This window comes from Pantoea sp. X-Soil-TKNS-1211 (assembly GCF_059730495.1).
Genome location: NZ_AP035957.1, coordinates 245,923 through 264,625 on the forward strand (window position 1 = coordinate 245,923; position 18,703 = coordinate 264,625).

An 18,703-nucleotide genomic window follows, 5' to 3' on the forward strand; every position below is an offset into this window, starting at 1 on the left:
CTTATTTCTCCTGTGATCCCAGATAACGCGTGGCTGGGATATTGTGTGAGAAGTCCTGAATCACCGCCTGGCGCGCCTGTTCCCATTGTTGCAAACGGCTTTCGTCATGCAGTGACGGGATGGTGATCAGCTCGCCGCGCTGAAATCCATTTAATGCGGCATCAACCATGTCTTCTGCTTTCATTACAATCCCCGGGTCAAGCTGGCTTAGCGGCAAACCGCCGTTATCCCAGAACGGGGTGGCTGTCGCGCTGGGCAGCACCACCTGCACCTGAATCCCTTTTCCCGACAACTCATGGTGGAGGGACTGGCTGAATGCCAGCACAAAAGCCTTGCTGCCACCATACACCCCGTTCAGGATCTCGGGCGCGATACCCACAATCGAAGCGATGTTGATGATGGCTCCCCGCCCGCGGCTGATAAAGCCAGGCACAACGGCGTAGGTCAGCCGGGTTAACGCGGTAATGTTGAGATTGATCATCGTCGTCATTTGGTCGACATGGCTGTCAACCAATGGCGTGTGCGTACCTATACCGGCGTTATTCACCAATAACGTAATGCTGGCATCATTGCGTAGTTTCTCCTCCAGCGCCGCCAGTTGCTGTGCGTCATTCAGGTCTGCGGCCACCACTTCCACGTTACGTTGGCTATCTGCCGTGATATGGCTGGCCATCTGGTTCAGACGATTGTGGTTACGGGCGACAATGATCAGGTCATAACCCATCTTTGCCAACCTGGCGGCATAAATGGCCCCCATACCGGTCGAAGCGCCTGTCACCACCGCCGTGCCTTTCACTTCCTCACTCATCTTATTCACCTTTCGGGATGTATTGGATGCATTGAGGTTACGCCATCGCCGCAGGGAGAAAATGACGTAGAAGGGTGCGATTTCGGACATCTTTCCACCAGAAAGAGATTGATTGCAGGGCATGATTCTTTCAGGATGGTTTGCCCATCGATGTTGTTGCCAACACAAGGATCCCAAAATGCATCGGGTTGGATTGCTGATTGCCGACCAGTTTCAGTCACTGGCGTTGTCGACACTCACCATTTTCGAGTTTGCCAACTTAGTGCTTGGCGAGCCTTTTTATCAATGCACGGTGTATTCAGAAAATGGCGGCCAGGTTTCATCGTCTTTTGGGATCAGTGTGCATAGCCAGGTCTTGAACGACGAATCTTCAGTCGACACCTGGTTAATCGGCGGGGTACTCACGCCGGTCAAACTTCCGGCCACCGAGCGGGTGGTTCATTTCCTGCAGAATCATGCGCTGCGGGCGCGCCGTGTCGCCGGGATTTGCACCGGGGCTTTCGTGCTGGCGCAGGCTGGTTTACTTGCCGAACGCCGGGCCACCACCCATTGGGCTTATGCCCAGAGCCTGAAAACATTGCATCCCAGCATCCGCACCGAAGACGATCTGATTTATATTATTGATGACCAGATCTGGACCTCTGCCGGAATGACGGCAGGCTTAGATATGGTGCTGGCGATGGTGGAAAAGGATCACGGCAGCGACGTGGCACGTAGCATCGCTCAACGTATGGTGATGAATCAAAGACGTTCAGGAGGACAGCACCAACACTCGGAGCTGCTGGCGCTATCACCGCGCAGCGATCGCCTGCAAACAGCGATAGAATATATCCGCAACAACCTCACCAAATCGCTTAGCGTTGAGCAGCTCGCGGATGCGGTACATCTCAGTTCCCGGCAACTTAACCGCTTATTTTTGGCGGAAACGGGGAAGTCACCGGCACGCGTTATTGAGCGTCTGCGCCTTGAGGCCGCACGCCTGTTGATAGAACAAACCCGGCTCTCACTGGATGTGATTGCGCGTGATGCAGGATTTCGCGATCGCCGCCATATGCGCGATGTTTTTATGCGGGGCTACGGCATCCCGCCTCAGGCGCTGCGCACCGGCAAGAAGGATTCCTGATCACTCGCCAGGCCGTTTTTATAGCGCACGATATCGGCCATGATCGACAGCGCAATCTCAGCCGGGGTTTTGCTGCCAATCGCCAGCCCAACCGGTGCATGGATGCGACTTAACTGATGTGCCGCAACGTCGCCATACATCACCAGGCGTTGCTTACGACGCAGGCTGTTCTTATGAGAACCCATCGCGCCGATGTAGAAAGCGGGCAGGTTGACCGCTTCCATCATGGTCAAATCATCAATACGCGGATCGTGGGTTAACGACAGGATCGCGGTCCCCGGATGGCACCCTTCCCGCTCCAGATAAACCGCCGGAAACAACTTTATCAGCGTCACCCCCACAGCAAGATCGGCGGCCAGATTGCCCAGGACATCCTCCCGATGTTCACAGACGAGGGTTTCAAACCCCAGCGCCAGTGCGAAATTGGCGCAATACACCGCCACGCTCGACAGGCCACCAATAACCAACCTTGGCGGAGCAGAGAGGGTTAACGTCACTTCATCCCTCATGATGCAGGCAGCGGTCCTGCTGCCGTATGTAGCGGGTTCAAGTGAAGTGCATGGTGCAGGCAAAGTAATCCTTTTGGTTAGCGCTGTAGCGCTGACCAGGGCGTCGTGCATCTGCCCCAGATAGCCGCTAGCCTCATGACCTGGGGCCAATCTTTCCACCAGAATGTCCAGTACCCCACCGCACGGCAGCGCCTGGTCAGGCTCATAACCACCGTCGCCATAACGCACCAACTGGCTCGATGCAGAAAAGGCATTATCACGAATCCGCGCGATAAAACTCTCTTCAACACAGCCACCGGAAAGCGAACCGCAATATTGCCCGTCTTTGCGGATCACCATCATCGCTCCCGGCGGCCGTGGCGAGGAGCCGTAAGTGCTCAGTACAGTGCACAACCATAGCTCATGGGTTTCCGCCCAGTGGCGGGCGGTGCTGACAACCTGCACATCAAGATTCTGCATCACTCGCTCCTGAAGGCCCTGGTTAACGCATTTGCAGGATAATCACGTTGCTACTGGCCGGGTCGGTTTTGTCACGCAACTCACCCACCGCCTTCGCATCGGTTTTTTCCCCCTGATTACCCCATGAGGAACGAATGAAATTCAGCACATCAGCCGCTTCCTGATCGGTAAGCTGTTTGCGGTAAGGCGGCATACGATAGGCATCAGGCACGCCATCCGCCACGATGCGGGCCGAACCATTCAGCAGCACGTTGATTGATGAAGCGGCATCGACCTGCATCGAAGTCGCGCCTGCCAGCGGTGGGATCCACGGCACCTGCCCACGTCCGTCCGGGCCGTGACAACTGCTGCATCGTGCCAAATAGGTCTGACTGCCGGGTTGTACTGCCGCATCGTTATGCTGATACTGCCACCCCTTGCCGCTGTTATTACTGCCCGGCGGCAGGGACTTCAGATAATGGGCAATGGCGCGCAGGTCGTCGTCACGCATAAACTGGGTAGAGTTGTTAAATGCATCGGCCATAGAACCAAATACCACGGCGTGCTGATTGCGACCTTGCTTCAGGAACTCCACCACATCCTCTTCGCTCCAGCGGCTGAAACCGGTGTTGGCATCGTTGCGCAGGCTGGGCGCATACCAGCCATCCAGCAGTGCACCCGCCAGATAATCCGGGCTGCTGGCATCCAGGGCTTTCTCATTAAACGCCAGTCCACGCGGCGTATGGCAGCTGCCGCAGTGTCCCGGACCTTCCACCAGATATGCGCCGCGATTCCACACCGCGTCCTGATTTGCCACCGTCTGCTGCGGCCCGCCGCGCGAGAACGCTGCGCTCCACAGCGCCAATGGCCAGCGCATATTCAGCGGCCAGGGGATCTCAGTAGCGCGATTCTGACGTGACACCGGTTTGACGTCATGCATCATAAAAGCGTAAAGCGCCGCAACATCCTCATCGCTGAGCTTCTGATAAGAAGGAAACGGCATGGCTGGGTAGAGACGGTGACCATCACGCGCCACGCCATGCCGTACCGCACGATCAAAATCAGCCAGCGAATAGTCGCCGATACCGGTTTCCCGATCCGGGGTGATGTTGGTGGTATAGATTTTCCCCACTGGTGTAGCCATCGCCAGACCACCGCTGAAAGGCGCGCTGTCCGGCGTACTGTGGCAGGCGACGCAATCACTAAGCCGGGCAACGTACTCGCCACGACGGATAAGATCGGCAGAAACGGGCGTTTGAGCCGAATTTGCCCCATCAAACGTGGAGGAAGGCGTACGCAGTAGCCACATCAGTACACCTGTTGCCACACACACCACGCCAAGAACGATCAGGCCAAGCCTTTTTATAGTCATGTCATCCATCCCTTAGGCTCAGGTAAAGTCATAGCGTGAAAGCGGCATCGAGCGAATACGCTGCCCGGTCAGCCGGGAAACGGCATTGGCGACAGCCGGGGGAATGGCAGGTAACGGTGGTTCACCAATGCCGCCCATCTTCGCCCCGCTTTCCAGGATGCGAACCTCCACCTTCGCCATCCGCGACGGTGGCAGGATCGGGTACATGTCGTAGTTACGCGCCACCGGCTGTCCCTTCTCATACACGCTCTCTTCAAGCAGTACCTGAGAGAGTCCAAGCGCTATCGCCCCATTGACCTGCGCATCCACGATCGCCGGATTGACGATGCTGCCGGGGTCAACGGCTTCCCACACCTGATGAACCTTGACCTGGCCGTTTTCAATCGACACCTCGGCAATTGCTGCCGCTTCAGTGCCGAACGGCGAAGCCATCGCGACACCCCGGGCGCGACGGCTGCCATCTGCGGCTGTGTAAGGCCCGGCCTGCCAGCCACCCGACATCTCCGCTACGGTGTTAAGCAGTTTGGTCAGTCGCTCGTTACCCTGTAACAAATGCAGACGCAGGGCAAAGGGATCAATTTTGCCCTTATCCGCGATTTCATCGAGGAAACTCTCGTAGAGGAAATCATTCATCGAGTTGCCTACCGAGCGCCAGTAACCCAGCCGCACCGGACCTTTTTTGTAGATCTGGGCGATGCGCACATGCGGAATGGCGTAGGATTTACCGGCCAGCCCTTCTACTGCCGTCGGGTCCAGCTTGTCGCCGTGTTTTCCGGCCAACCCCTCCGTTGGGCCTTCACAAATGCTGATGGCTTCGAGCGCCAGTGGATAACCTTGGTCATCCAGACCAGCACGAAAACGCACAGCGGCCATCGGTCGGTGGGTATCGCGTAAGAACTCTTCTTCCCGGCTCCAGATCACCTTCACCGGACGACCTACTGCTTGCGCCAGTTGGATCGCCTGGGGATAGACCATCGCGGTGTCATAGACAAAGTGGCGGCCAAAAAAGCCGCCCAGCAGCGGTGAATGGATAAAGATTTTTTCTGCGGGCAACCCGGTGCGTTTTGCCGCATCGGCCTGAAACATTTCCGGGGCCTGGTTGGGTAGCCACAACTCGAGGGTGCCGTCGGGATTGAAACGCGCCAGGGCAGACGGCGGCTCCAGTTGGGCGTGATTGAGGTACTGGCTATGATAAGTCGCATCCAGCGTGGTTTTCGCCGCTGACATACCCTCGGTGATGTTGCCTTTTACCTCAGCGTCTTCACCGTTGCCTGGTTCTTTCGCCAGCGCTTCAGCATAGGCCGCAGAGGAAAAATCAGCCGGCATATAGCGACCATCTGGCGTCTGGGGTTCCTGCCACTCAACCTGCAAGGTTTCGGCGGCACGCTTGGCCTGCCACCAGCGTTCGGCCACCACCGCCACCGCACCGGGTAGCACATGCACCGAATGCACGCCTTTCATCGCCTTGACCTGATCCGCGTTACGCAACGGGCCAGCGGTCAGACCGAGACGCGGCGCGTGCTGAACCGCCGCATGCAGCATGTCGTCAACCCGACAATCGATGGTGTAGATCGCCTGACCAGTAGACTTCTCATGCATATCCAGACGAGGCACCGGTTTGCCGATCCAGCGAAATTGTGCAGGGTCCTTCAGGCGAACCGCGTCCGGTGGTGGAACCGGTAAATCGCGCGCCCGCGCGGCCAGCTCACCGTAGGAGAGTGAACGCCCGGAACTACCGTGAATGACTTTGCCGGGTTCGGTACGCAGCTGTTCAATCGGCACGCTCAGCGCGCTGGACGCCGCCTGAAGCAACATCTGACGTGCCAGCGCCCCGAGGCGGCGCATGGTGGTGTAGCTGGTACGCACCGACTGGCTGCCGCCGGTGATACGCATCCCGCTATCCATCACTTTATACTGTGCCCCTGCCGGTGCGTTCTCCACCACGAACGTGGCGGGGTCGGCATCCAGTTCTTCGCCGACAATCTGCGCCATCGCGGTGAAAATACCCTGTCCACCCTCAATAAAAGGCGAGAGGAATTTCACGGAGCCATCCGGGCGGATTTCGAGAAAAGCAGGAACCAGCGTGCCCGGCGCGGGAGCGGCACCCGTGGTTTGTGCGCGGCTCTGACTCACGGGCAAGCCAATACCCAGTACCAACGCACCTGCCACGCTGCCGGTTGCCAGCAAAAAACGTCGCCGGGAGAGGTTCGCGGGCCGATCCTCGCTCAGTGATGCCATCACCTCATCGTGGTCGCTCATGCTTTCTCTCCCTTATCCGCCACTTCATGGATGGCCGCGCTGATGGCGTTGTAAGTACCGCAACGACACAGGTTCACCATAGCTGCTGCGATTTGGTCATCTGAGGGGTGAGCATTTTGCTTAAGTAACGCTGTCGCCGCCATCACCTGTCCTGACTGGCAATAGCCACACTGCGGCACCTGATATTTGACCCAGGCCTCCACCACCCGTTTACCCATCTCATCCGCTTCTATCGCTTCGATGGTGGTGATGTGTTTGCCCACCACCTGATCAATTGGCGTGACACAGGCGCGAGTCAGCTTGCCGTCGATCATCACAGAACAGGCTCCACATTGCGCCAGTCCGCAGCCATATTTGGTGCCGGTCATACCCAGATCATCGCGGATTACCCACAGCAGCGGCGTGTCACCGTCTGCATCGACCTGCCAGACTTTGTTATTGATGTGCAGTTCCATAGGTCTCCGGTATTAATTAAATGAGATGATGCAAAATTGGTAAGCGAGAAAATATCCGGGGCGGGAAGGTCGTAATATAATTATATTTACAACGACTCTCTCGTCCGTCCGGGAAGGAATAGCGAGCACACTTAATCTCCGATTATTATTAAGCGTAGCGCAATGTTTAATAGTTAATATCGAAATGCCGTTATGAATTAAATTCACCAATCAACTTATGGACGCCGCGCACAATCCCCAAGGTGAATGAGAAATATTCTTATTCAATGTTTATGTTTAATCTTCTGTGCTAAACGATTCAGCCAAGGCTAAATGACGTGGATTGCGTTGAAAAGATCGGATAATTTGCACCTGGTTGTGAAAAATAATCACAAATAAGGCGCAGACAGAATGAATGATATACAGGCGTTTATTGCCGTAGCCCGAGAAAAAAGTTTTACCAAAGCTGCGGCCATACTTGGCGTCAGCCCTTCCGCCCTCAGCCATACCATGCGCAATCTGGAAGCAAGAATTGGCGTTCGCCTGCTGGCGCGGACCACCCGCAATGTTGCGCCGACCGAAGCTGGGGAAAAATTGTTGCTCTCCGTCGCCCCGTTATTTGAGCAAATAAACTGCGAAATTGAGCGTATTGCCGAATTACGCGACACGCCCGCCGGGAATATCCGCATTACCTGTTCCGATAATGCCGCAGAAGAGTTATTGCGCCCGATGCTACCCGCTTTTCTGGCGCAATATCCGGATATCAGCGTCGAGATCTGTATCGACTACGGCTTTACCAATATTGTCTCCGAACGTTTTGACGCCGGTATCCGGCTGGGTGAATCAATCAGCAAAGATATGATTGCCGTGCGCATGGGACCCGACTGGCGACTGGTGGTGGTGGGTACACCAGAATATTTTCAGACCAATCCTGTTCCGCTGACACCGCAGGATCTCGCCCGACATCGTTGTATTAATATCCGTCACTCTCCTGCGGGTAGCGTCTATGCCTGGGAGTTTGAAAAGGATGGGCGGAAATTGAATATTCGCGTCAACGGGCCGCTGATCTCGAACAGTATCCTGCACGTGATGAACGGCGCGCTGGATGGTATCGGGCTGGCTTATGTACCGGATGCGATGGCTCAGCCACACATTGCCGCCGGACGCCTGGTGGAAGTACTGTCTGACTGGAGTCCGCTATTTGAAGGCTTTCACCTGTATTATCCGAACCGGCGCAATACCTCTTCCGCCTTCGCCGCCTTTGTTGACGCCGTCAGATATCGGGGGAAAATTCGCTGATTGCGGATCATAGCGCGATAAATCGCGCCGCTACGAATGGGGCAAGCCGTGAGCCAATTCAGGCAAATAAACTTTAAAATTGTGACCTGTGCAGCATTCCCTTCCCGATCACCACTAAACAATATTGATAATAAAAACAACGCAGCGGCCAACGAAAGCACGATATTTAATATGACAAGTGTCACAAATTCATCATCAGGTCACTATTTTCCAGCAAAGGTAACGTTTTTACTATATTAGCGCTTCGGCAAACGGTTAAAGATAGCCGCCACAAGGGAGATAACTCAAACCCGTTAACCCGCGTAGTAGCCTGATGCATGGAGTCTCAATGGTGGTGGAAATAACCTATCAATGCGAAATAAGCGAGGGTATCCACGCCAGGCCCGCCGGGCATATCGCACGTCTGTGCAACACCTTTCAGGCCGACGTGGTGTGGCACAACAGCCGTACCCAACTGGAAGCTAACGCCAAAAGCGCCCTTTCCCTGATTGCCACCGATACCTTACTGGCCGATACGTGCGTGATTACGTTGCGCGGTGATGACGCCCGCAGCGCAGCGCAGGCGCTGACAGATTTACTCAAAAACCTTCCGGCGTTTACCATCGTTGCCGAACCAGAGTTGGCATCCGCTGCCGGCATCCTCCCGCGCTGTCTGCGCGAGCTGCAACCGCAGTACCTGAGCGGAATTCGTATCAGCGGCGGCATCGCCATCGGCAAACCTCAGTCGCTCAAAGGGGTGACCTTCAGTGAGTTGCTGGCACACAGCCCCACCGCCCCGGTTAACCGGGAAGAAGAAATTACCCGCCTCGCTGAAGGGCTGCATAAGCTGCGCACGCGCAAAGAAGCAGAACTGGCAACTGCAAGGGGGATTGAACAGGATCTGCTCGAAGCCCATTTATTATTTATTACCGACAGCGCCTTCAGGGAAAGCATCATCAGCTACCTCGATGCCCCAATGAACGTCTGGTCTGCGATTATCAGCGCGGCAATGGGCTTCAGCACCATCCTCGAACGTTCATCCAGCCATTATATTCAGGAGCGCACCCTGGATATGCTGGATATCGCCACGCAACTCCTGAGCGAGATATACGGTGCGCAGGCCATGGTGCAGCCTCCGCTGTGGTTGGATGATGCGACCATCGTGATCGCCGATGCCCTGACACCCGGCCAGTTTCTCGCCCTCAACAAACAACATCTCGCCGGTTTGATTCTGTCATCTACCGGCAAAACCTCGCATACGGCTATCCTTGCCCGTTCGCAGGGTATACCTACCCTTGCGGAGGTCGATGTTTCCAGCAGCCATCTTTCGCCGCAACACGAGGTGGTGCTCGATGGTGATCAGGGGGTCCTGATTACCCATACGGATGAGAAAATCCTGCGCTATTACCGTCATGAATTAGACGTGCAACAACAGATGCGCCTTAAGCGCGATCTCCCACGCACAGGCAAACCGTTGCTGACAACCGAAGTGATCCTGTGGGGATTGGATGCGCTCGACAAAAACGAAGTGATCAAAAAAATGGTCGATAATCTCTGGCTGCAACAGCGTACCGACAACCGGGACAAGCTGTGTCAGGATATCTGGTCGAGGGAGGTTCCTTTCCCCACCGTCGTGGGTTCTGGCTTTGCCATTCCCCATGCCCGCAGTGATGCCATCCTTGATTCCACCATCAGCGTCGCAACACTACGTCAACCCGTTTCCTGGGGCGGAGTGTCTGTGGATAAGGTGTTTATGCTAACCATCAGCCAGACCGCAGCGGAAAACGAGCACATGAAATATTTTTCCACGCTGGCGCGCATGTTGATGAACGATGAGTTTGTCGCCAAAGCCAAAGGTGCAGCTACACCTGATGCTCTCTACCACCTGATAATCAGTACCTTAGCTTGCTAGTTGCCGAATAATGTTATGAGGCGGGTATGTTAAAACTATTAAAAAATACCAAAAGACATTTTATGACCGGGGTGTCGTACATGATTCCGTTTGTGGTGGCGGGCGGTGTCCTGCTGGCCCTGGCGGTCATGTTTAACGATCATGCCGCCATCCCCGATCACGGCTTCCTCAAAGCCATGTCGCAAATTGGCCTCGCCGGGTTGACGCTGTTTATCCCTATTCTCGCCGGTTTCATTGCCTATTCGATGGTGGACAAGCCCGGTATCGCCCCCGGCGCTATTGGCGGGCTGATGGCGTATCAGATGGGAGCCGGATTTTTAGGTGGCATGCTGGCCGGGACGCTTGCCGGGCTGATTGTCTGGGGGCTGCTGGCACTCATCGCCCGTCTTAACATCCCCCATTTCCTGCGCATGGTGCTGCCCATTTTTATCATCCCGCTGGTCGGTACATTTCTCACCGGGATGGCGGTTTATTACATCATCGGTGACCCGGTTGCCGGGCTGATGAAATGGCTCAGCGCCTGGCTGGGCAATATGCAGGGAGCGTCGTTTATCATCCTCGGCAGCGTGCTGGGTTGCATGATCGCCGTGGATATGGGCGGTCCGATGAACAAAACGGCGTTTTTCTTTGCTGTCGCGCTGATCGCCACCAATCCACAACTGATGGCGGCGGTTGCCGCCGCCGACTGCACGCCGCCGCTCGGACTGGCATTGGCGACGTTTCTGTTTAAAGGGATTTTTAACGACGTCGAACGTGAGGCCGGTAAGCCCGCAGTCATCATGGGGTTTATGGGGATCACCGAAGGGGCGATCCCGTTTGCCGCCGCCGATCCACTGCGCGTCATCCCGGCGATTATGCTCGGCAGCGCAGTCGCGGCAGTGATCTCGTTGTGGTTCGGTGCCACCAATGCCGCGCCATGGGGCGGGCTGATCGTCCTGCCGGTGGTAGGCAATCATTTGGGGTATATCGTTGCGGTTGCCGCAGGCACCGTTACCACGGCGCTGGCCGTCAAGGTACTGAAAACCGTGGTTAAACCCCAGGTATAAGGCAGGATATGAGCGCATTTATCCAATCGATTTTGAGCGAGTTTAGCCTGCAATGCGCCACCACCGAGAGCGTGCTGGTAGCAAATGGCAACGCGCAACCCCCGGCGATGGCTTACCATCTGCACGTGCCACGTATTGAGCTGATTGTGAAAGGCACCCTCAGCATGCTGCTGCCGAAAGGCGAGGATAAGATCGTCAAATATCCTCGCCCGGTGGGCACCGTCACTTATATTCCGGCCAACAGCTGGAACTCGCCGTTGTGGGGCAGCCCGGTGATCTGCATGTCGATTGTGTTCTGGAAGCAGGATGTCGGTTTCAGTATCAGCAACTGGGACGGTACACAGTTCAAAGAAGTGGAGAAATTTAACCTTGAGAACTCCAGCAGCTCGGTGCGTGACCGGCTGCTGGAACTGGCGGAATCACTGGCATGGAACCACAACAACAGCGGCGAAACGTTTGCCCATATCGTCTATGCCTTGTTGAATGATCTGCTGTACCAAATCACGGACGGTATGACCAATGCCAAGGGACCGCTCTCGCTATTGGATGAGATCAAAAGTCATATCGATAGCCATTACCAGTCGGATATTAATCGGGAAAGCGTCGCTGAGACGTTCAACATCTCGCCCGGTTATTTATCGCGTCTTTTTTCCCGAGAGTCAGACATAAAATTTAATGAATACCTCAAGTTAGCCCGGATCTCGCGTTCGAAAACTTTGCTGACCAGCACCAACCTAAAAATCAATGAAGTTTCTGAGAAGTGTGGTTTCACTGATACCAACTATTTCTGCAAGGTGTTCCGGGATATCAATGACTGTACGCCACTTGAGTACCGGCGTAAGAACAAGGGAGTAAGTTTATCATGAGCCGAGCAGCAAAAGACGAAGTGCACCCTTTCTCCAGCGAACGCAACCTGCATATCGTGGCAGTCACCGCCTGCGCCACCGGTGTGGCCCATACCTATATGGCGGCGGAGCAGTTGGAAAAACTGGCGAAAACCTACAATTTCACCATCAAAATCGAGACGCAGGGCGTACTGGGGCTGAAAAATCAGATTACCGAGAAAAATATCCTCGAGGCGGATCTGGTGATTATTGCCTCGGATATCACCATTGATCAGCCGTCACGCTTTGCGAGTTGCCGGTTATTGAACGTCTGTATTAACTCCCTGCTGCTGAAACCGGCTGACGTGATCTCGGCGATTCGCAAGTCGCTGACGCTGCCCAGAGGCAACGTGATCGACCTTTAGTTAGTCGCGTTCAGCAAAGCATAAATTTCCTCGATTTTTTCGCCGCCGTGTCGCTCCAGGAATGCAAGGACGCGCCACGGTGAGGCATTCAGAATCCTGTCGGCAGGGAAATCCGCCTGCTGAAGAATGGGCAGGCAGGCGCTGAAATCGCCCAACGCAAACGCGCTGTGCGCATCCGTGCCGAGCGAGAGCATCCCGCCACTGTCGCGCACGGCGGCGACAATCTTGCGACAATTGGCCTCACTGCCGCGCCTGGAGTGGACAAACGAGGCGTTATTCACTTCGAGGGCCACATCACTGGCTTTCGCCGCTTCGACCACCGCCGGGATATCAATCGGGTATTCGGGATTGCCGGGGTGGCTGATGATATGCACCTTACCGCTGGTGATTACCGCGATCAGCGCATCGGTATTGGTCACTATATCCGCCGGGGCGAAAACCTGTTTGTGAAATCCGGCAATAATCAGATCCAGCGCTGCACGCATTTTATCGCTGCAATCGGTTTCGCCCCCTGCTTTTATATTCGCCTCAATGCCACGCAGAATCCCTACCCCGTCTACTACCCGCGGCAAAATACGCATGTTACTAAAGTGAAAAGCATGCGGCGCATCGACCATCTCCGGGCCGTGGTCGGTGATGGCGATCAGTTTAAGATTTTTACGCGCGGCGGCAGCGATATAGTCATGCACCGTGCTATACGCGTGGGTGCTGGCAACGGTATGCATATGAAGATCAACGTTGTACATCGTCCCTCCTGTTTTAAGCGTGGCCCGCGCATCCGGGGCCATCGGGTTAAGCCAGCAACGCTTGCGCCTGCCGTACCACCGCATCCACGGTGATGCCAAACTCTGCGTACAGCTGCTCTGCCGGGGCTGACTCGCCGTAGCTGTTCATACCGATAATCGCCCCATGAAGTCCGGTGTACTTGTACCAGAAGCCGGTAATGCCTGCTTCTACCGCCACACGTGCGGTGACGGCGGCTGGCAGTACGGCCTCACGGTAGGCGGCATCCTGGCGGTCAAACACGTCAGTGGAAGGCATGGAAACCACCCGCGCCTGCACACCGGCGGCGGTTAAGGTGTTCCATGCCGCCACGGCCAGTTCGACTTCCGAACCGGTGGCGATCAGGATCAGTTGTGGCTGACCGGCGCAGGTCTTCAGCACATAGCCGCCGCGCGCGATATCCTGCAATTGTTGTCTGCTGCGTTCCTGCTGGGGCAGATTCTGCCGCGAGAAGATCAAGGCCGTCGGGCCATCCTGTCGTTCCACGCCATATTTCCACGCCACGGCGGACTCCACCTGATCACAAGGACGCCAGGTACTTAAATTGGGCGTCAGACGCAATGCGGCAATCTGCTCCACCGGCTGATGCGTCGGGCCATCTTCTCCCAGTCCGATGGAGTCGTGGGTATAGACCATCACCTGGCGCTGTTTCATCAGTGCCGCCATGCGCACCGCGTTGCGCGCATACTCCATAAACATCAGGAAGGTCGAGGTGTAGGGCATGAAACCGCCGTGCAGTGCCACCCCGTTAGCGATCGCCGTCATACCAAACTCACGCACGCCGTAGTGAATATAGTTACCGGCGCGGTCCTCATGAATCGCTTTTGCGCCCGACCACAGGGTGAGGTTCGAAGGGGCCAGATCCGCCGAGCCGCCAAGGAATTCAGGGAGCCACGGGCCGAAAGCTTCAAGGGTATTTTGCGAGGCTTTGCGGCTGGCGATGTTCGCTGGTTCTGCCTGTAAACGTTCAATAAAGGCCTGGGCGTTGTTGGCGAATTCAACCGGCATGGATCCCTGCATACGCCGGGTAAATTCTGCCGCTTGCTGCGGGAAAGCGTGACTATAGGCGGCAAATTTGTCGTTCCATGCCGCTTCTGTTGCCTGACCGACTTCTTTCGCATCCCACTGTGCGTAGATATCAGTTGGGATCTCAAATGGCGCATAGGGCCAGCCAGCGGCAGCACGGGTGGCGGCCACTTCAGCCTCGCCCAGCGGCGCGCCGTGCACATCATGGGTGCCTGCCTTGTTGGGTGAACCGTAACCGATCACGGTTTTGCACATTAGCAGGGTGGGTTGGTCGGTCACCGCCTGTGCGGCGGTAATCGCGCGGCGGATAGCCCCGGCGTCATGACCGTCAACATCGCGCACCACATGCCAGCCATAGGCCGCAAAACGTTGTGCGGTATCGTCGGTGAACCAGCCATCAACATGACCATCGATGGAAATACCGTTGTTATCGTAGAAAGCGATCAGCTTGCCTAACTTCAGAGTTCCGGCCAACGAACAAACCTCATGCGAGATGCCCTCCATCAAACAACCGTCCCCCATAAACACATAGGTGTAATGGTCCACGATGTCATGTCCGGGGCGGTTAAACTGAGCCGCCAGGGTTTGCTCGGCAATCGCCATCCCGACCGCGTTCGCCAGGCCCTGCCCCAGCGGACCAGTGGTGGTTTCTACACCGGGGGTGTAACCCACTTCAGGATGACCAGGGGTGCGCGAATGCAGCTGGCGGAAATTTTTCAATTCGTCCAGCGGCAGGTCATAACCGGTCAGGTGCAGCAGGCTGTAGATCAACATCGAGCCATGCCCGTTCGACAGCACAAAGCGGTCGCGGTTAGCCCAGTGCGGATGGGTCGGGTTGTGATGCAGAAAATCCCGCCACAGTACTTCGGCAATATCGGCCATGCCCATTGGTGCGCCCGGATGACCCGATTTCGCCCGTTGTACCGCGTCAATACTGAGAAAACGAATCGCATTCGCCAGGGTTTTTCGTGATGGCATGTGAAACTCCATGATTAAATCTTGAGGAAAAAGTCATCCCCGCGCTGATGATGCACAGCGAGGTTGAGGTAATTGTTGATGGTGGCGTAAGTCGCAATATCGTGAACGCCGGTTTGTGGCGTCAGCACTTCAATCACTACATGCTCTGCGGCGCTGGCAGAACGCAGTCCGGCGTCGGAGTCTTCAAACGCGATGCAATGGGCTGGCGAAAGATTGAGTCGCTGCGCACCTTGCAGGAAAGGTTCGGGGTGAGGTTTGCCCTGCTGAATATCCTCGCTGGTGATCAGTACGCGAGGTAACGGAAAGCCAGCCTGTTTAATGCGTGCGCAAGCCACTTTGCGCGATCCCGAGGTGACGATTCCCCACGGCACGCCCAGCGCTTCCAGCTGGGTGAGAAATTCGACGGCCCCGGCGACCGGAGTGATCCCCTCGGTATGGCGCGCTTCATAATCTTCCAGTTGCAGAAACTCCTGCGCGATCACCGCGTCACTGGCATCCGGCATAAAGTGGCGCAGCGTGCTGAGTGCCGGTTTACCATGCAGATAGTGCCGCACCTGCTCCGCGTTCAACCCTTTCCTCTGCGCCCATGCACTCCACGATGCTTCGACAAAATCAAGGGAATTAACCAGAGTTCCATCTAAATCAAATAACAGCCCACGGAAATGCATATTTCTCACCATCAGGGTTTACACCGGAATATGCTGGCTATTTATACCCTTCACGACCCGACATTAAAGAGTAAAAATGGAGTTTTAATAGCAATATCGTTACCCGAACATTGGCAGAAGTCGATTTATGACCATCATCACAAAATAATAACCAGGCTATTTTTTTCAAGCAAAGAACACTTTTTTTCTATTCAAACATCAGGAGGAAAACGGAAGGATATAAATCATCAAGGACAGTACGGCGCGTTCGACTGGCAAAAATAATCAGCATTTATCTTAAAGATTTATTGGGAGTAGTTATGTCTGAATTAATAAGCTATCAATGTGATCTCAGCGAAGGAATTCATGCCAGACCAGCGGGGCACATCGAACGTCTTTGTAATTCTTTTCAATCCAATGTGTGCTGGAAAAATAGCCGAACCGGTCTGGAAGGTAGCGCCAAAAGCGCCCTGTCACTGGTCGCTACCGATACCTTATTCAACGATATCTGCGAAATTACGCTCAGCGGTGCTGATGCCCCGATGGCTGCCAATCAGTTAGCCACCTTACTGAAAAAACTGCCAGATTTTGAAGTCGCTCCAACTGTCGAAAATGCAGCTCCAGCGGGCTACCTGCCACGTTCGCTACAAGAAACGCAGCTGAGTTTTATCCAGGGATCACGTATCAGCGGCGGCGTGGCGATTGCCAAACCCGTAGTAGTCCGCAGCCTTTCATTTACCGAGATGCTGGCGCGTAGCCCGACTCAAACACAGACGCAACAACAGGAAAAAAATGCCGTTACTGAAGGTTTAGCGATCCTGAAAAATGAAAAAATATCGGCTCTGGAAAACAAATCTGGCGTTGAGCACGACATTATTCAGGCCCATTTATCGATAATGACCGACGTCAGCTTTCAGAATGCGATTCAGAATTATATCGACGATGGTAAAAATAGCTGGCAGGCCATTATTTTGGCGGCTATGGATTCTTGCGACATACTCAACCGTTCATCCAGTAAATACATTAAAGAAAGAACCCTCGATATCTTTGACATTACCAACCAATTGTTATTGGCCATCTACGGTGACGATGCCTTACCTAAAAACAGTCTCGATTTACAACAACCGTCAATTATTCTGGCCGACAATCTAACGCCAAGTAAATTTCTCAGCATCGACAAACGCTGGCTGGCAGGCCTGGTATTATCCTCCACCGGGAAAACCTCACACACCGCGATCCTCGCGCGCTCACTGGGTATTCCGACATTAACCGATATTGATTTCCCTGCACTGAGTCTTGATCCGCAGCAGGATATTATTATTGATGGCAACCCCGGCATTCTGATTACCGCGCCGGATGAGCGCGTGCTGCGTTATTACCGTCATGAAATGGTGGTGCAACAGACCATGCAGCAGCAGATGCTGGCAACGGTCAACCAAACCGCCACCACCGCTGACGGGCACCGGGTTGAAATCGCCGCCAATATCGCCAGCCTGGCCGAAGCCGAGGCGGCATTTGACAACGGTGCCGAAGGTATCGGCCTGTTTCGCACCGAAATGTCGTTTATGGACCGGGAAACGCCGCCTGATTATGCCGAACTGGCGGAACTCTATACTCGTGTCACCATGCGCGCGGGAAAAAAACCAGTGATCTTTCGTACCTTCGATATCGGCGGTGATAAACCGGTGGACTACCTCAGTATTGGCGAGGAGGAAAACCCGTTTTTGGGCTTCCGCGCAGTACGTACCTATCGGCGCTATCAGGATTTATTCGCCATGCAGTTAAAAGCAATCCTGACTGCCTCAGCACACGGTAACGCCAAAGTCATGATTCCAATGATCTCTAACGTCGAGGAGGTGATCTGGTGTCGCGAGGTGCTGGCAACGGTGCAACAGGACATGAGCCGTGCAGGGCTACCGTATAACCATGACATCGAACTGGGCGTGATGCTGGAGGTCCCTTCGGTGATCTTCGCCATCCCGGAAATTGCCGCCTATGCCGACTTTTTCAGCGTTGGCAGCAACGACCTGACGCAATACTTTTTTGCTGCTGACCGTGGCAATCGTCAGGTTGCAGATGTCTACGACAACTACGCCCCCTCATTTTTACGGGCGATGCAGTTCGCGGCACAAGAAGTACACCGTGTCGGCAAGTGGATCGGCATCTGTGGCGAACTGGGTGCCAGCCAGGACTTCCTGCCGCTGTTTACCGGTATGGGCTTTGACGAGCTAAGCATGAGCAGCACCGCCATTCCCGGCGTCAAGCACGCACTACGCGAATTGAATTTCGCCAAATGCCAGCAGTTGGCGCAGGAGACGATACAACTTAAACGTTCGGCGGAAGTAAAAGCGGCACTGCAAACGCCAGATGTCAAAGAGGTCAGCACCAAACCGTTGCTGGCACCGGAATTTATCCTCTGCGCGCTTGAGGCCAGTGATAAAAACGAGGTCATTAAAAAGATGACCGATAACCTCTGGTTGCACCATCGCACGGATAACCGGGAACAGTTATGTGACGATATCTGGACGCGGGAAGACTCCTTCTCCACCGCCGTCGGCTATGGTTTCGCTATCCCGCATACCAAGTCCGATCATATTGGCTACTCCACCATCAGCATGGCAACACTGGCGAAACCCATTATCTGGGGCGATCAGGAAGTCACAACGGTCTTTATGCTGACGGTCAACAAATCTGCCGATCCCACTCAACATATGAAATATTTCTCCATCCTTGCCAGAACATTAATGAAAGAGGAGTTCCGCAATGCAATAAAGAATGCCGATAACGTCACCCTACTCTACAACCTGATGGCCAGAACATTAGACGTATAAATTCAAGGTC

The 18,703-nt window shown here is 54.9% G+C and carries 15 protein-coding genes; 7 read left to right on the plus strand and 8 right to left on the minus strand.

Annotated features, from left to right (window positions below; genetic code table 11):
- Position 1: 1 nt before the first annotated feature.
- Positions 2 to 808, minus strand: coding sequence for an SDR family NAD(P)-dependent oxidoreductase (locus AC6I8W_RS27830; protein ID WP_497839453.1), 807 nt, complete (start codon positions 806 to 808; stop codon positions 2 to 4).
- Between the two features lie 178 nt (positions 809 to 986).
- On the opposite strand from AC6I8W_RS27830, the gene AC6I8W_RS27835 reads away from it, so the two are divergent.
- Positions 987 to 1,931, plus strand: coding sequence for a GlxA family transcriptional regulator (locus AC6I8W_RS27835; RefSeq protein ID WP_497839454.1), 945 nt, complete (start codon positions 987 to 989; stop codon positions 1,929 to 1,931).
- On the opposite strand, the gene AC6I8W_RS27840 is transcribed toward AC6I8W_RS27835, so the two are convergent.
- From AC6I8W_RS27840 to AC6I8W_RS27855, 4 genes are read right to left on the minus strand one after another with little or no spacing between them, the layout of a single operon-like run.
- Positions 1,898 to 2,899, minus strand: a complete 1,002-nt coding sequence (locus AC6I8W_RS27840) for an XdhC family protein (protein WP_497839455.1) — start codon at positions 2,897 to 2,899, stop codon at positions 1,898 to 1,900. The genes AC6I8W_RS27835 and AC6I8W_RS27840 overlap by 34 nt on opposite strands.
- Before the next feature lie 22 nt (positions 2,900 to 2,921).
- Positions 2,922 to 4,250, minus strand: a complete 1,329-nt coding sequence (locus AC6I8W_RS27845) for a c-type cytochrome (protein WP_497839456.1) — start codon at positions 4,248 to 4,250, stop codon at positions 2,922 to 2,924.
- An 18-nt stretch (positions 4,251 to 4,268) separates the two neighbouring features.
- Entirely contained in the window at positions 4,269 to 6,509 is a 2,241-nt protein-coding gene (locus tag AC6I8W_RS27850) for a xanthine dehydrogenase family protein molybdopterin-binding subunit (protein ID WP_497839457.1), read from the minus strand.
- Positions 6,506 to 6,964 carry a (2Fe-2S)-binding protein gene (locus AC6I8W_RS27855; protein WP_497839458.1) on the minus strand — a complete coding sequence of 153 codons (459 nt, stop codon included), beginning with the start codon at positions 6,962 to 6,964 and terminating at the stop codon, positions 6,506 to 6,508. Before AC6I8W_RS27855 ends, AC6I8W_RS27850 begins: the two co-directional genes overlap by 4 nt.
- A gap of 390 nt (positions 6,965 to 7,354) precedes the next feature.
- Here AC6I8W_RS27855 and AC6I8W_RS27860 point away from each other — a divergent pair, with 390 nt between their 5' ends.
- The 5 genes from AC6I8W_RS27860 to AC6I8W_RS27880 all read left to right on the plus strand — a co-directional run bounded on the left by AC6I8W_RS27860 (position 7,355) and on the right by AC6I8W_RS27880 (position 12,428).
- Positions 7,355 to 8,242, plus strand: coding sequence for a LysR family transcriptional regulator (locus AC6I8W_RS27860; protein WP_497839459.1), 888 nt, complete (start codon positions 7,355 to 7,357; stop codon positions 8,240 to 8,242).
- Between the two features lie 328 nt (positions 8,243 to 8,570).
- The gene (locus AC6I8W_RS27865) at positions 8,571 to 10,133 is read left to right on the plus strand and encodes a PTS sugar transporter subunit IIA (protein ID WP_497839460.1); all 1,563 of its coding nucleotides are present in this window, start codon (positions 8,571 to 8,573) and stop codon (positions 10,131 to 10,133) included.
- 26 nt (positions 10,134 to 10,159) lie between these two features.
- A complete protein-coding gene (locus AC6I8W_RS27870) occupies positions 10,160 to 11,179 on the plus strand; it encodes a PTS fructose transporter subunit IIC (RefSeq protein ID WP_497839461.1) in 1,020 nt (339 codons plus the stop codon).
- Between the two features lie 8 nt (positions 11,180 to 11,187).
- Complete coding sequence (locus AC6I8W_RS27875) at positions 11,188 to 12,045, plus strand: helix-turn-helix transcriptional regulator (protein WP_497839462.1); 858 nt, start codon at positions 11,188 to 11,190, stop codon at positions 12,043 to 12,045.
- Positions 12,042 to 12,428: a PTS fructose transporter subunit IIB gene (locus tag AC6I8W_RS27880; RefSeq protein WP_497839463.1), complete on the plus strand. Its 387-nt coding sequence runs from the start codon at positions 12,042 to 12,044 to the stop codon at positions 12,426 to 12,428. Before AC6I8W_RS27875 ends, AC6I8W_RS27880 begins: the two co-directional genes overlap by 4 nt.
- On the opposite strand, the gene AC6I8W_RS27885 is transcribed toward AC6I8W_RS27880, so the two are convergent.
- From AC6I8W_RS27885 to AC6I8W_RS27895, 3 genes are read right to left on the minus strand one after another with little or no spacing between them, the layout of a single operon-like run.
- Positions 12,425 to 13,174 (minus strand): phosphatase, encoded by a 750-nt coding sequence (locus tag AC6I8W_RS27885; RefSeq protein WP_497839464.1) that lies wholly within the window; start codon positions 13,172 to 13,174, stop codon positions 12,425 to 12,427. The two genes, AC6I8W_RS27880 and AC6I8W_RS27885, sit on opposite strands and share 4 nt — an antisense overlap.
- A 46-nt stretch (positions 13,175 to 13,220) precedes the next feature.
- On the minus strand, positions 13,221 to 15,215 hold the full coding sequence (gene tkt, locus AC6I8W_RS27890; RefSeq protein WP_497839465.1) for a transketolase: 1,995 nt from the start codon (positions 15,213 to 15,215) through the stop codon (positions 13,221 to 13,223).
- A 14-nt stretch (positions 15,216 to 15,229) separates the two neighbouring features.
- A complete protein-coding gene (locus AC6I8W_RS27895) occupies positions 15,230 to 15,895 on the minus strand; it encodes an HAD-IA family hydrolase (protein ID WP_497839466.1) in 666 nt (221 codons plus the stop codon).
- A gap of 287 nt (positions 15,896 to 16,182) precedes the next feature.
- Between AC6I8W_RS27895 and ptsP the strand changes: the two genes are divergently transcribed.
- On the plus strand, positions 16,183 to 18,693 hold the full coding sequence (ptsP, locus tag AC6I8W_RS27900; protein ID WP_497839467.1) for a phosphoenolpyruvate--protein phosphotransferase: 2,511 nt from the start codon (positions 16,183 to 16,185) through the stop codon (positions 18,691 to 18,693).
- Positions 18,694 to 18,703: the final 10 nt, after the last annotated feature.

Bases quoted from the DNA above. Each gene is read 5' to 3' on its own strand.
- AC6I8W_RS27885 (WP_497839464.1), bottom strand. From the start codon at position 13,174: ATGTACAACGTTGATCTTCATATGCATACCGTTGCCAGCACCCACGCG.
- AC6I8W_RS27840 (WP_497839455.1), bottom strand. From the start codon at position 2,899: ATGCAGAATCTTGATGTGCAGGTTGTCAGCACCGCCCGCCACTGGGCG.
- AC6I8W_RS27875 (WP_497839462.1), top strand. From the start codon at position 11,188: ATGAGCGCATTTATCCAATCGATTTTGAGCGAGTTTAGCCTGCAATGC.
- AC6I8W_RS27860 (WP_497839459.1), top strand. From the start codon at position 7,355: ATGAATGATATACAGGCGTTTATTGCCGTAGCCCGAGAAAAAAGTTTT.
- AC6I8W_RS27850 (WP_497839457.1), bottom strand. From the start codon at position 6,509: ATGAGCGACCACGATGAGGTGATGGCATCACTGAGCGAGGATCGGCCC.
- AC6I8W_RS27895 (WP_497839466.1), bottom strand. From the start codon at position 15,895: ATGGTGAGAAATATGCATTTCCGTGGGCTGTTATTTGATTTAGATGGA.
- AC6I8W_RS27830 (WP_497839453.1), bottom strand. From the start codon at position 808: ATGAGTGAGGAAGTGAAAGGCACGGCGGTGGTGACAGGCGCTTCGACC.
- tkt (WP_497839465.1), bottom strand. From the start codon at position 15,215: ATGCCATCACGAAAAACCCTGGCGAATGCGATTCGTTTTCTCAGTATT.
- AC6I8W_RS27870 (WP_497839461.1), top strand. From the start codon at position 10,160: ATGTTAAAACTATTAAAAAATACCAAAAGACATTTTATGACCGGGGTG.
- ptsP (WP_497839467.1), top strand. From the start codon at position 16,183: ATGTCTGAATTAATAAGCTATCAATGTGATCTCAGCGAAGGAATTCAT.
- AC6I8W_RS27835 (WP_497839454.1), top strand. From the start codon at position 987: ATGCATCGGGTTGGATTGCTGATTGCCGACCAGTTTCAGTCACTGGCG.
- AC6I8W_RS27865 (WP_497839460.1), top strand. From the start codon at position 8,571: ATGGTGGTGGAAATAACCTATCAATGCGAAATAAGCGAGGGTATCCAC.
- AC6I8W_RS27845 (WP_497839456.1), bottom strand. From the start codon at position 4,250: ATGACTATAAAAAGGCTTGGCCTGATCGTTCTTGGCGTGGTGTGTGTG.
- AC6I8W_RS27880 (WP_497839463.1), top strand. From the start codon at position 12,042: ATGAGCCGAGCAGCAAAAGACGAAGTGCACCCTTTCTCCAGCGAACGC.
- AC6I8W_RS27855 (WP_497839458.1), bottom strand. From the start codon at position 6,964: ATGGAACTGCACATCAATAACAAAGTCTGGCAGGTCGATGCAGACGGT.